This window comes from Nocardia sp. NBC_01377 (genome assembly GCF_045040005.1).
GTDB classification, from domain to species: domain Bacteria; phylum Actinomycetota; class Actinomycetes; order Mycobacteriales; family Mycobacteriaceae; genus Nocardia; species Nocardia noduli.
This window is the reverse complement of sequence record NZ_CP109566.1, coordinates 1,247,085-1,259,909: the sequence shown is the minus strand read 5'-3', so window position 1 is coordinate 1,259,909 and position 12,825 is coordinate 1,247,085. Positions and strand designations below refer to the sequence as shown.

The window sequence follows — 12,825 nt, the reverse complement described above, 5'->3', positions numbered from 1 at the left end:
CGAGTGCTCACCTACCAGCCGGCTACCACCAAGGAGTTTGCCGGACGGCTTACTCCCAGAACTGATTAGGAACGACGTCGTGACCGACGATTCTGTACTGCTCATCGAGGATGTCGGCAATGTCAGGACGTTGACGTTGAATCGCCCGCACCGCAAGAACGCGATCACCAACGCCATGTGGGCCGCGCTGCGGGATACCCTGCACGAGGTGGCTTTCGGCGGGCGGATCCGCGCCGTGGTGCTGACCGGAGCGGGCGGGGCGTTCTGTTCGGGCGCCGATATCTCCGACACCGCCGGTATGGACGAATTCCCTGATCCGAGCCGGGATATGCGCGCCATCAACGAGACGGTGCTGCGCCTGCACGATCTCCAGGTACCGACCATCGCGAAGGTCGACGGCGTCGCGGCCGGCGCCGGGTGGAATCTGGCGCTCGGCTGCGATCTCGTCGTGGCGACGCCGGAATCGCGGTTCTGCCAGATATTCAGCCGCAGGGCACTGTCGCTGGATTGCGGCGGTTCCTGGCTGCTGCCCAAACTGGCCGGACTCCAGCAGGCCAAGCGACTGGCCTTCCTCGCCGACATGATCAGCGCCGAGGAGGCGCACGCCCTGGGTCTGGTGACCTGGATCCAACCCCGCGACGGTATCGACACATTCGTCGACGACCTCGCCGTCCGCCTGGCCTCGGGTCCGCCGACCGCCCTGGCCCAGACCAAGGCACTGCTGAACGGCGGCACCGATCACACGATGCGCGAAGCGCTCGCCCACGAGGCACGCGCGCAGACGATCAATCTGTCCGGCCGCGACGTCCTGGAAGCCTTCGCGGCCTTTTCCGAGAAACGCGATCCGGTGTTCACCGGAACCTGGGGACCGACCGGGTAGGTTGTCTCACCGGAATTCCTTGTCACCGGTGGCCGAATACATTTCGAGAACGTTCTCGAACTGTGAGCCAGGTAACTCCGGAACGCTCCGGGGCAATGGCTCGGGGTGCCGTTCACCGTCCACTTCCCGCCCCTTGAAACAGTCCGACAGTAACCTCCGTGGTACGATTTACTGTGCCGCTTTCAGTCCCGTTACCGGATAGTCGAAACGTGTTTCGCGGACCGAGCTCTGGCACCGGCTCATCAGTCGAGACCTGAAGTGACGTGTTCGTGTTCAGGTAAGTAGACCTTTCACGGAAGTGGGATCTGGAATGACGAAACGAAGCGCCGCAGCAAAGCGGCCGAGGCGCGAGCGCGGCTCTCTCAATCCAGAGGACATCATCGAGGGCGCTTTCGAGCTGGCCGAACAGGTGTCGATCGACGGTCTGAGCATGCCGCTGCTCGGCAAGCACCTCGACGTGGGAGTCACGAGTATTTACTGGTACTTCCGCAAGAAGGACGACCTGCTCAACGCGATGACCGACCGCGCGCTGAGCCAGTACGTCTTCGCCACGCCGTTCATCGAGGCCCGCGACTGGCGCGAATCGCTGACCAACCACGCGCGCACCATGCGCAGCGCGTTCCTCGGCAATCCCATTCTGTGCGATCTGATCCTGATCAGGTCCGCGCTGAGCCCGCACGCCGCCCAGCTGGGCGCGCGGCAGACCGAACACGCGGTGGCCAGCCTGGTCGAGGCGGGTTTGTCGGTGGACGAGGCCTTCGACACCTATTCCGCGATCAGCCTGCATATCCGCGGCTCGGTGGTGCTGCAACGTCTCTACGACAAGAACAAAGAGCAGGACGCGCAGGCGGGCGCGTATTACGACGATATCGTCGTCGAACCCGAGACCACGCCACTGCTCGCCGAGGCAATGGCCAAGGGACGCAAGTCGGGCGCGCCGGACGACCACAACTTCGAATACGGTTTGAAATGCATTCTCGATCACGCCAGTTCGCTGATCGGCACCCAGCAACCCGCGGCGACATCGACGCCACGGCGCGCGAGTAAAGCGGCCGCGGCCGGGTAGGACTCACTCGACGCCGTCGCATGCGAGAGGACCGGGATCGGATACGAGGAAGAGGCCGACGCGATTCGCGTCGGCCTCTTCTCTTGTTTCAGCGGAGGCTACGGCGCGTCGGGTTCCGGAACATGGAAATGCTCGTCCCGTAGTTTGAATGCCTCCTTGGTGCCGTGTTCCGCGCGGGTCTTCACGAAATTGAATTCACCCGGCGCGAATTGCAGATTCGTGCCGAATGCGTGGAACAGATAACTCGCCACTTCCTCACCCTGGTAGACCTGGCTCTGTTCGACCAACCGGAATGCCTCCTTCGCGATGACGACACCGTCGGCGGGCATCTTGGCGGCCTTCTCGGCCCAGTAGCGCGCCCGCGCGGTCACCGCGGCCGGATCGCAGGTCTCGGTGAACACGCCGAGATGCTCGAGGGTCCCCGCTTCGATGATGTCACCGGTCAACAGCATCCGGCGCGCGAGAACCGGGCCGAGCCGGTGGAAGAACATGTGCAGGCTGCCGAGCGCGGGGCCGAGGAAGCGGGTGGCGGGCATGCCGATCTTGGCATCGCGCGCGATCACCGAGATATCGGTCATCAGCGCCATTTCGAAGCCGCCGCCGAGCGCGTAACCGCCGATCTCGCCGACGGTGATCTTCGGGAAGCCCAGGAAATTGTGGTAGAAGCCGAACGACTTTCGGTCGACGGTGAGTCTGCGTCGCTGGCTCGGCCTGCTCTTTGCGGGCTGACCGCCGTTGGCTCCGTTGCCCTGTCCGCGCTCGCCGTACCAGCCGTAGGCGTTGTTCATATCCGCGCCGGTGCTGAACACCCCTTCCGCACCGCGCAACAGGACGACGGTGATGTCGTCGTTCTCGGCCACCTCGTCCAGATAGCGCGCCAGGCCGTCGCGCATGGCGGCGTCGTAGGAATTGCGCTGCGCGGGATTGTTCAGCGTGACGGTCGCGATCCGACGATCGGGATCCACCTCGTAGAGAACCCGGCCGTCGGCGGCGCTGGAACTGGTCACCGGTATGCCTCTTCCTTCTGTGGTCATGTGCGGATCCGGCGCTTTCCGTAGCGCGATGTCCCCAACGGGTCGAGCGGAACGGCCACCGTCCGCACGACCGCTCGGCACAGCACCTCGCCCGCGCGCAGCAGCCTGGCCGTCGATTCGATACCCGCCTCCCCCACTGTTCGGGTGATGTCGGAGTCCAGTTCGACCAGAATCGGGGTGGGGCGGCGATAGGTGATGTTCATCGAGCGCGTCTTACCGGACAGGCCGACCGCACAACTCTGCTGCTGGATGACGGCGTCGAAGAACACCCCGAGGAATCCGCCGTGCACCAGGCCCGGCGGTCCTTCGTGCACCAGCGGAAAGGTGATGCGCCCGTGCGCTTTCTCGGCGTCGATGTGGTCGAACTCGTATTCGGGGAAACACGGATTGAACGCGCCGATATCGGCGGCGTGGTCCAGGTAGACGCGCTGGGTGCCGCTGCTCGCCGCCCCGATCCGAGGCGCGGGATCGGGTGGAGTCGCCGCGGCGAGTTCGCGTTCCCATTCCTCGATCCTGGTGACGAGTGCATCCACCGTCGGGTGCGGATGCTCGAGCGACAACAGCACGCCCGCGAGCCTGCGGACGGCCGCGGCGGCCGCCACGGTCTGCGGCAGCGGCCGTTCACCGAAATGCAGTTCGGGACCGCGCGGCCCGGGCTCGGCGGGCGCCGCGTCGCCCGGGAGGGTCTGCCCGTTCTCGGCCATCGGACCTCTTTCCTCGTCGGCGCTTTCCGCCACCTTCGCAGGGGCTGACGGTATTGTCTACTGTACATATAACAGTAAGGTTCAGGCACGGCCCGGCCCAGGAGGAACAACGATGCCGTTCGACACCATCGGATACGAGGTCGACGGGCATACGGCGACCACCACGCTGAACCGCCCCGACGCCCTCAACGCGCTCAGCCCGCATATGATCACCGAGCTGCGCGCCGCCTACGACGAGGCCGAGAACGACGACAAGGTCTGGCTGCTCGTCGTCACCGGCTCCGGCCGTGCCTTCTGCACCGGCGCCGACGTCAAGGCGATTCCCGGCGACGGCAAGGTGCTGACCGAACGGCCGTACCTGTCCAGCTACGAACAATGGGAGGCGCCCCAGGAGGGCACCCCGCCGTTCCGCAGCATGACCAAACCGATCCTGGTCGCCGTCAACGGAATCTGTTGCGGCGCGGGCCTGAACTGGGTGACCACCGGCGATATCGTCATCGCCTCGGACAAGGCCGCCTTCTTCGATCCGCACGTGAGCATCGGACTGGTCGCGGGCCGGGAGGTGGTCCGGCTGGCGCGGGTGCTGCCGCGCACGGTCGCGCTGCGCATGGCGCTGATGGGCAAGCACGAGCGGATGAGCGCCGAGCGCGCCTACGAACTGGGCATGGTCACCGAGGTGGTCGAGCACGAACGTCTGCTCGAACGCGCACGAGATCGGCGACATCCTCAATTCCAATGCCCCACTGGCTGTTCGGGGCACGCGGCTGGCGATCATCAAGGGACTCGGCGTGCCGCTGCACGAAGCCGAGATGCTGGCCGAATCCTTCCGCGAACGCGTCACCCGCACCGAGGACGCGCTCGAAGGCCCCGAAGCCTTCATCGAGAAGCGGACACCGGATTGGCAGTGCCGATGAGTGCCGGGGGCGGGCCCGGTGCGGAAGGAGCAGCGGCGAGCGCGACCGGTTTCGAGACGATCCTGGTGGAGACCGACGAGATAGATCACGTCGCCACCATCACCCTGAACCGGCCGGATCGGCTCAACGCCTTCAACCGCGTGATGTGCGAGGAGATACGCGACGCCTGGCATCTGCTCAAACTCGACGACTCGGTGCACGCCGTGGTGCTGCGCGCGGCGGGTGATCGGGCCTTCAGCGCCGGTCTGGACATCAAGACGCCCTACGGGCAGCCGTCGAGCGTGTGGCACCACGACGATCCGGGCGAGGCGCTCAGCCCCAAATGGCAGAAGATGTGGAAGCCGGTGGTGTGTGCCGTGCAGGGCATGTGCACGGCGGGAGCGTTCTATTTCGTCAACGAGGCCGACGTGGTGATCTGCTCGCGGGAGGCCACCTTCTTCGACTCCCACGTGTCGGCCGGACTGGTCAGCGCGCTGGAACCGGTGGGACTCATGCGCCGCGTCGGTCTCGGTGAGACCCTGCGCATCGCGCTCATGGGTAACGACGAACGCGTGAGCGCCGAGACCGCGCTGCGCATCGGCCTGGTCTCGGAAGTCGTCGCGCGCGAACAACTCTGGGCACGCGCGCACGAGATCGCCGCGACCATCGCGGCCAAACCGCCCGCGGCGACGCAGGGCACCGTCAAGGCAATCTGGGAATCGCTCGACATGCCCTATCGTGCCGCGATGGACCACGGACTCATCTACACCCGCCTGGGCAATCCGATCGCCACAGCAGAACTGGCGGCCGCCGCGAACGACGCGGACGGGCGCGCTGTCCCGACCGAACCGAGGATCCGTTGATGACCGCTCATTCCCTGAATCGCCGCATCGCCGACGTGCTCGCGCTAGAACCCGACGCGCCCGCTGTCGAATACGACGACATCGGGTATTCGTGGCGCGCGCTCGGCGACCTGGCGCACCGCGTCCACGCGCGGATGGGAGCGCCGCGCCAGGTCGGCATCCTGCTGCGCAATCGGCCCGAACATGTGGCCGCCCTGCTCGGCGTGCTGCTCGGCGGCGGCACCGTCGTGGTGATCAACCCCTCGCGCGGCGACGACCGGACCCGCGCCGATATCGCCGCGCTGCGCCTGCCGCTGATCGTCGGCGGCCCCGAAGACCTCGCCGCACTGGTCACGCCCGGATCCGGCACGGCGACGCTGACGATCACCGATCTCGGTGCCGAACCCGCGGCCTGCCCGTCCGAAAACAGTTCCGATTCGGCAGTTTCCGGCGTCGCGGTGCGCATGCTGACCTCGGGCACGACCGGTCCGCCCAAACGGGTCGACATCACCTACGACATGTTGGCCCGCTCGGTGATGGGCCCCGAGCCCGACCGCTCGCCGTCGCCGACACAACCGCGGCGCGGCGTCGCGATCGTCAACGCGCCGCTGGTCCACATCGGCGGGGTCTTCCGAATCCTGCAATGCGTCACCGAGGCTCGCCCCTTCGTCTTCCTGCCGCGATTCGAGCTCGACCGCTGGGCGGCGGCGGTGCGCAAGCATCGGCCCGCCGCGGTGTCGCTGGTACCCGCGGCCCTTCGTATGGTGCTGCACTCGGACCTCGACAGGGCCGACCTGGACGGCGTGCGCGTCGCGACCTCGGGCACCGCGCCGCTGTCGGCCGCCGACGCCGACGCCTTCCACGAGAAATTCGGCATCCCCGTCCTGACCTCCTACGCCGCGACGGAATTCGGCGGCGGTGTCGCGGGCTGGACGCTGCCCGACCACCAGAAGTACTGGAATGCCAAACGAGGCAGTGTCGGCCGCGCGAGCGGAGGCGCACAACTGCGCGTCGTCGACGACGCGGGCACCGTCGTGCGGACCGACGAGACCGGTCTGCTCGAGGTGAAGCCGGGACAACTCGGGTCGGGGGCGGACTGGATCCGCACCACCGATATCGCGCGGATCGACGCCGACGGATTCCTCAATATCCTCGGCCGCGCCGATCAGGCGATCATCCGCGGCGGATTCAAGATCATGCCCGACGATGTGCGCGGCGCACTGGAGAGCCATCCGTCGGTGCGCGGCGCGGCCGTGGTCGCACGACCCGACGAACGGCTCGGCGAGACACCGGTGGCGCTGGTGGAATTGCGCGCCGGGCATTCGGCCGATGCCGACGATCTGGTCGAATATCTCGGCACCGTGCTGGCTCGCTACGAGATCCCCACCGAGATCGCGATCGTGGACGCCATTCCGCGTACCCCGTCCGGCAAGGCGGATCTGATCGCGGTCCGACGTCATTTCACCGAAGCCACGTCGTCCGTTCGAGGCGATCATGTCCGATGAATCCCGCACCGTGGCCCGCGTCCTGCGCGAGCACGCGCGGACCCGTCCCGCTCATCCGTTGCTGATCTGCAATGACGAGCGCCTCGATTACGCTACCGCGCAACGGCTTTCGGCGCGGATGGCCCGGGGACTGATCGCGCTCGGCGTCGGGAAGGGAACCCATATCGGGTTGCTGTATCCCGACGGCGTCGATTTCGTCGTCGGCGCGCTCGGGGCCGCGCGGATCGGCGCGGTGGTCGTTCCCTTCTCGACTGTCGGCACCACCACGGAACTGCGTGAGCGGTTGATCGACGCCGATATCCGAATACTGTTGGCCGCCCACACGTATCGCTCCCACGACTACGTGCGACAGCTGACCGAGGTGGTCAGCGAAACCGAATTCGGAACCGGTGATCGTCTGCTCTGTGCGGCGGTTCCGCAACTGCGCCATATCGCTGTCAGCTACCGCACCGGTACCCGCGACCGGGTCCGCGATATCGCCGCACTGCACCGCCTCGCGGATTCGGTGGACGACGCGCTGCTCACCGCCTCGGAAGACGATGTCGCCCAGGCGGATACGCTGGGCATCGTCTACACCTCCGGTCCGTCCGGGACCGCGAGGGGCGCGGTGCACACCCACGGCGCACTTCTGGACCATCAGGCGAATCTCAACGCGATTCGCGGCCTGACCGAGGCTGACATCGTCTCCTGCGCTTCACCGTTGTTCTCGATCGGCGGTTTCGCCTCCGGACTGCTCGCGACGCTGGTGGCGGGTGCGACCCTGCGCTGTTCGAACGCCGCCGATGTGAGGGCGGCAGTCGATCGGCTCGGCGCGACCGAGTCGGGCGGCGTGGTGTTCCTCGGCGGTGACGAGGCCGACCAGCCGGGGTCCTGCGGCAAACCCGCACCCGGCTTCGGTGTCCGCGTCGTCGACCCGGACACGGGCGACGAGGTGGCGGCGGGTGCGAGCGGCGAATTATGTCTTCGCGGCCCATACCTCATGCAGAGCTACCACAAGCGCGGCCGCGAGGAATGCTTCGACGCCGACGGCTGGTTCCACACAGGCGATCTGGTGCGGGTCGACGACGAGGGGTTCGTCCACGACCTCGGACAACGCGGATCGCCGACCGAGCCCCGACTCTCCCCCGTCGAAATCGAGCGGGCTCGCGCCGGGATCACCGATTCCGTGGCACCGGTGATCGGGGGGCCCGACAGGGGCCGGGAGGCGCACCGGCATGGTCGCCGGTCCGTAGCGGGTGAATCCGGCACAGACCTGTTCGACGCCGCGGCGGTCGTTGCGCGTACCGTCGACGAACTGGTGCGGTCGCGTGCCGTCGCGAACGCGGGGCAGCCCGCGGTGATCGACCCGACGGCACAGCTGACCTACGCCGAACTCGACACCACGACAGAGCAATTGGCGGCCGCGTTCATCGAGGCCGGGATCGCCGAGGGCACCAGGGTCGGCCTGGTCATGCCCAACGGCATCGCCTGGGTGCGGATCGCGATCGCCCTCACCAGGATCGGCGCTGTCCTCGTACCGCTCAGCACCCTGCTGAAGACCCCGGAGCTGATCGCCCAACTGCGGGTCGCCGCGGTGCAGATCCTCGTAGCGGCCGAGGAATTCCGTGGGCACCGCTATCCCGACCGATTGCGCTCCGCCCTGGCACTGCCCGACGACGACGCGACGATCCTGCACCCGGAACTGCCCGCGCTGCAACAGATCTGGACCGTCGAGCACACCGAAGAGCTGCCGGTCACGCCGGAGGCGGCGGCGGTCGCGCGGAGTTCGGCCGCGACCGTCACCGCGGCCGATCCGCTGACCATCATGTTCACCTCCGGCAGCCGTGGCCTGCCCAAGGGCGTGATCCACTCGCACGGCAACGCGTTCGGCGCGGTCCGGTCCGGGCTCGCGGGCCGCTGCATCGACGGCGACACCCGGTTGTACCTGCCGATGCCGTTCTTCTGGGTGGGCGGATTCGGCGGCGGCGTGCTCTCGGCGCTACTGGCGGGCGCGACCCTGGTCACCGAGGAGATTCCCCGACCGGAGACGACGTTGCGTCTGCTGGAACGCGAACGCGTCACCCTGTTCCGCGGCTGGCCCGACCAGGCCGAAGCACTTGCGCGCCGAGCGGATTCGATCGACGCCGATCTCTCGGCGCTGCGTCCGGGCAGCCTGGACGCGCTACTGCCCGCGAACCAGCGTGCCCGCCCCGGCACCAGGGCCAACCTGTTCGGCATGACGGAATCGTTCGGCCCGTACTGCGGCTACCCGGCCGACACCGATATGCCCGAATCCGCGTTCGGAAGCTGCGGTAGAGCCTTCGACGGGACGCAGGTGCGCATCGCCGACCCGGCGGACGGCGCCCCCGCCCCCACCGGGTCGATCGGCGAAATCCTGCTGCGCGGCCCGCATATGTTGCGCGGCATGTGCGGGCGGAGTCGTGAAGACCTGCTCACCGAGGACGGTTTCTATCGCACCGGCGATCTGGGCAGGGTCGACGAGGCCGGATTCCTCTTCTACCACGGACGTTCCGACGACATGTTCAAAGTCAGCGGTGCGACGGTCTACCCGAGCGAGGTGGAGAAGGCGCTGTGTGGCGTCGCCGGTGTCGAGAACGCGTTCGTCACCTCGGTCGACGAGGGACGCGGCGATCAGGTGGCCGCCGCGGTGGTCTGCGAGCGCGCCGCCACCGCCGCGCGGATACGCGCGGGCGCGCGAGATCTGCTCAGCGCGTTCAAGATTCCGACGATCTGGCTGCTGCTGGAATCCGACGAGAGCATCCCGCGCGGGTCGACGGGCAAAGTCGACATCAACGGCCTGCGCGATCTGCTGTCCCGCAAGGGATACGCGGCCGACGAACTACGGAGTGAGCCGACACCATGACATCGATACAGCAGATCAGCGGGCTGTTCGACCACATCGGGTACCGCAAGGAACGCAGCGCGGACGGATCCCTGGTCTGGGAACTCCCGGTAGCCCCGCACGTGGTCAATACGGCGGGCGGACTCCAGGGCGGCCTCATCGCGACCCTCGCCGATATCGCGGCGGGCACCCTCGCCCTGGAGACCCGCCCACCGAACGCGGGCGTGGTCACCTCGGACCTGAGCGTGCGCTATTTCCGCCCCATCACCAGCGGCGCGGCCCGCGCGGTCAGCAGGATCGTGCACGCGATCGCCGAGGCACCGCCGGAGCGCAGCCGCTCGGCGGCCCGCGCGGTGTCCGCTGTCGAGCACTTCGCGCGACCTCCTGCTCGCCCGGCCGACAGCCGGTCCCCGAGCCGCCATAGACTGGAAACCGCCCGAAATTCACTCACCCGCCGCATGCGCAACCGGGCCGCAAACGGCAACCGCAGGCTTCGCGCCTCGCATATCCGGGAGGCCACACGATGAAGCCAGCCCGCGGCTCCGACGCCGAGGATTCGCCGACGCGCACCGCGCTCCTCGACGCCGCCGAACTGATCATGCGAGAAGAGGGCTACGCCGCGGTCAGCACCCGACGGCTCGCGGCGCGGGCAGAGACGAATTCCGCCCTCTACCACTACTACTTCGGCAATATGGACAATCTGTTCATCGAACTCTTCCGTCGCGGGGCCGAACGCAGCTACCACCGCCAACTCGAAGCGCTGGCCTCACCCCAACCACTGTGGTCGCTGTGGGAAGCCATCCACGACCAATCCCACACCGCGATGACCATGGAATTCGTCGCCCTCGCCAACCACCGCAAAGCCATCCGCACCGAGATCGCCGACTCCTCGCGACGCTTCCGAACCCTCCAACTCGACGCCGTGACCAAGATTCTCGCCGACTACGGCAAACCCGCCGAAACCTACACCCCCGGCGCGCTGGTCCTGCTGATGTCCAGCGTCTCGCGCTTCCTTCGCATGGAAGAAGCCTTCGCCGTCGACACCGCCCACGACGAGGCGATCGAACTGATCGAATCCTTCCTCCGCAACGTCGAAGGCGAACGCCGACACCCCGTAGGCGAACGCTGACCACAGCGGCCGCAGGCGAACGCGATTCGACTTCTATCGCCTGTTCGTTCGCGCCGACTCGATGTGCGCGGCGAGTTCGACCAGATCCTCGGCCGCGCCACTGGGAGGGGTTCTGCGATGCCAGATGGCGCGGAACTTCCTGGTCAGCGCGATCGAATCGGCGAGAGGGACCTCGCGCAGCGTGCCCGCGCGCAACTCGTGCGCCACGATCACGCGGCTGACAACCGCGGGCGCGACACCGCCGCGCGCGGTGGCGAGAATGGCCGCGGCCGAGCCGAATTCGGCCGCGGGCCGGGCCGGGGCGCCGTGGATCTCCAGCGCCTCCCACACCGTATCGCGGGTTCCGGACCCCTTCTCCCGCCACAGCAGCGGGGTGGCCGCGAGTTCGCGCGAGGCCACCGCGCGACGGCGGGACGCCCACGGGTGCGTCGGCGCGACGACCACGACGAGTTCGTCGGCGACCAGGACGCGACTGCCCAAACCTTCCGGTGCGCGAGGTCCTTCGATGAACCCGATTTCGGCCTCGCGGTCACGCACGACCGCGGTCACCTGTCGGGAGTTGGCGACATCGAGTTCCACCGCCAGGTCGGGACGGAGTTTGCGCAATGCCGTCAGCCATTGCGGAATACGATGGTCGGCAATGGTTTTCGACGCCATGACGCGCAGGCTCTGCCCGGCCCCGACAAACCCGACGACCTGCGACATCCGCGCACTCCTTCTTCGCGATCGGCCCGGGTCCACCGCCGCGTCGAGACGGGGGGAAGCCGCGAACAGATAACCATCCAGTAATGGCAACTGTAACAGCGGACACAAGATCGGGACAGTGATACGGGGAGTCTCCCTCGCCCACCCGCGAACTGGTACGACTAGGTTGGAATACGGCCTCGCGGCGCACCTTGCCTCGAGGTCGTCAACACCATAAAGTTACATCCCGGAAGGTTACCGTTGTGCTTACCATATATCATACGATAGGCACTGCCCCTGTTCCGCGCATCGCTTCGGGACAGACCGCCTTCCGGTCAACGCGCCGGACATCCCAGCGATATCCGACGCTCGACACACACGAGGAGCACATGTGACCGGCCGACTCACGGACAGGGTGGCGTTCATCACGGGGGCGGCACGAGGTCAGGGCCGCGCGCACGCGGTGCGCATGGCGACCGACGGCGCCGACATCATCGCCGTCGATATCGCGGGCCCGCTCCCCGAAGCGGTGCCCTACGATTCGGCCACGCCCGACGATCTCGCCGAAACCGCGCGCCTGGTCGAGGCGACCGGCCGACGCATCGTCACCTCCACGGTCGACACCAGGGATCTGGACGGCCTACGCGAAGTCGTGGACGAGGGCGTCGCGACCCTGGGACGGCTCGACGTCATCGTGGCCAACGCCGGAATCTGCATTCCGGAGCCGTGGAACGTCATCACGCCCGAATCCTTCCGCGACGTGATGGATGTCAATGTCACCGGCACCTGGAACACCGTCATCGCGGGCGCGCAGCACATCATCGACGGCGGGCGCGGCGGCTCCATCATCCTGATCAGCTCTGCCGCCGGAGTGAAGATGCAGCCCTTCATGGTGCACTACACGGCCAGCAAGCACGCGGTCACCGGAATGGCGCGCGGCTTGGCCGCCGAACTCGGCAAACACGATATCCGCGTCAACAGCGTGCATCCCGGCGCGGTCAATACCCCGATGGGCAGCGGTGACATGGTGGCCGCACTCGGCCGCGCACTGGAAACCAATCCGCAGCTGGCGAATATGACCACGCCGTTCCTGCCCGCCTGGATCGCCGAGGCGGAGGATATCGCCGACACCGTCGCCTGGCTCGCGAGCGACGAATCGCGCTACATCACGGCCACCCAGATCTCGGTGGACCTGGGTTCGACCCAATACTGATCTCCGGCCGCGCGGACGCGGTCGGCGGTCCTC

The 12,825-nt window shown here is 67.3% G+C and carries 10 protein-coding genes and 3 pseudogenes; 10 read left to right on the top strand and 3 right to left on the bottom strand.

All coding sequences use genetic code 11. From position 1 onward, the window contains the following. Positions 1–79 precede the first annotated feature (79 nt). Positions 80–880 (top strand): enoyl-CoA hydratase/isomerase family protein, encoded by an 801-nt coding sequence (locus tag OG225_RS05905; protein WP_405180737.1) that lies wholly within the window; start codon positions 80–82, stop codon positions 878–880. A gap of 310 nt (positions 881–1,190) precedes the next feature. Next, positions 1,191–1,946: a TetR/AcrR family transcriptional regulator gene (locus OG225_RS05900; RefSeq protein WP_216907792.1), complete on the top strand. Its 756-nt coding sequence runs from the start codon at positions 1,191–1,193 to the stop codon at positions 1,944–1,946. 98 nt (positions 1,947–2,044) lie between these two features. Here the strand turns inward: OG225_RS05900 and OG225_RS05895 are convergent, their stop codons facing one another. Both OG225_RS05895 and OG225_RS05890 read right to left on the bottom strand, forming a co-directional pair. Beyond that, complete coding sequence (locus OG225_RS05895) at positions 2,045–2,953, bottom strand: enoyl-CoA hydratase/isomerase family protein (protein ID WP_405180736.1); 909 nt, start codon at positions 2,951–2,953, stop codon at positions 2,045–2,047. 23 nt (positions 2,954–2,976) lie between these two features. Then, positions 2,977–3,684, bottom strand: coding sequence for a hypothetical protein (locus tag OG225_RS05890; protein WP_405180735.1), 708 nt, complete (start codon positions 3,682–3,684; stop codon positions 2,977–2,979). Positions 3,685–3,796: 112 nt separating this feature from the next. Between OG225_RS05890 and OG225_RS05885 the strand changes: the two are divergent. From OG225_RS05885 to OG225_RS05855, 7 genes and pseudogenes are all read left to right on the top strand, one after another. After that, a pseudogene (locus tag OG225_RS05885) lies at positions 3,797–4,598 on the top strand (enoyl-CoA hydratase/isomerase family protein). After that, positions 4,595–5,440: an enoyl-CoA hydratase/isomerase family protein gene (locus OG225_RS05880; protein WP_405180734.1), complete on the top strand. Its 846-nt coding sequence runs from the start codon at positions 4,595–4,597 to the stop codon at positions 5,438–5,440. Before OG225_RS05885 ends, OG225_RS05880 begins: the two are co-directional and overlap by 4 nt. Beyond that, positions 5,440–6,924 (top strand): class I adenylate-forming enzyme family protein, encoded by a 1,485-nt coding sequence (locus tag OG225_RS05875; protein WP_405180733.1) that lies wholly within the window; start codon positions 5,440–5,442, stop codon positions 6,922–6,924. The genes OG225_RS05880 and OG225_RS05875 overlap by 1 nt, the downstream gene beginning before the upstream one ends. Further along, positions 6,914–8,125: pseudogene (locus OG225_RS05870) on the top strand (class I adenylate-forming enzyme family protein); the annotation flags it as partial. The gene OG225_RS05875 and the pseudogene OG225_RS05870, both read left to right, overlap by 11 nt. A gap of 51 nt (positions 8,126–8,176) precedes the next feature. Next, positions 8,177–9,787, top strand: a complete 1,611-nt coding sequence (locus OG225_RS05865) for an AMP-binding protein (protein WP_405183206.1) — start codon at positions 8,177–8,179, stop codon at positions 9,785–9,787. Further along, on the top strand, positions 9,784–10,293 hold the full coding sequence (locus OG225_RS05860; protein WP_405180732.1) for a PaaI family thioesterase: 510 nt from the start codon (positions 9,784–9,786) through the stop codon (positions 10,291–10,293). The genes OG225_RS05865 and OG225_RS05860 overlap by 4 nt, the downstream gene beginning before the upstream one ends. Then, entirely contained in the window at positions 10,290–10,895 is a 606-nt protein-coding gene (locus OG225_RS05855) for a TetR/AcrR family transcriptional regulator (protein WP_405180731.1), read from the top strand. Before OG225_RS05860 ends, OG225_RS05855 begins: the two co-directional genes overlap by 4 nt. 33 nt (positions 10,896–10,928) lie before the next feature. Here OG225_RS05855 and OG225_RS05850 read toward each other — a convergent pair. After that, a pseudogene (locus OG225_RS05850) lies at positions 10,929–11,561 on the bottom strand (LysR substrate-binding domain-containing protein); the annotation flags it as partial. A gap of 409 nt (positions 11,562–11,970) precedes the next feature. On the opposite strand from OG225_RS05850, the gene OG225_RS05845 reads away from it, so the two are divergent. Next, positions 11,971–12,792: a mycofactocin-coupled SDR family oxidoreductase gene (locus tag OG225_RS05845; protein WP_405180730.1), complete on the top strand. Its 822-nt coding sequence runs from the start codon at positions 11,971–11,973 to the stop codon at positions 12,790–12,792. Positions 12,793–12,825 lie beyond the last annotated feature (33 nt).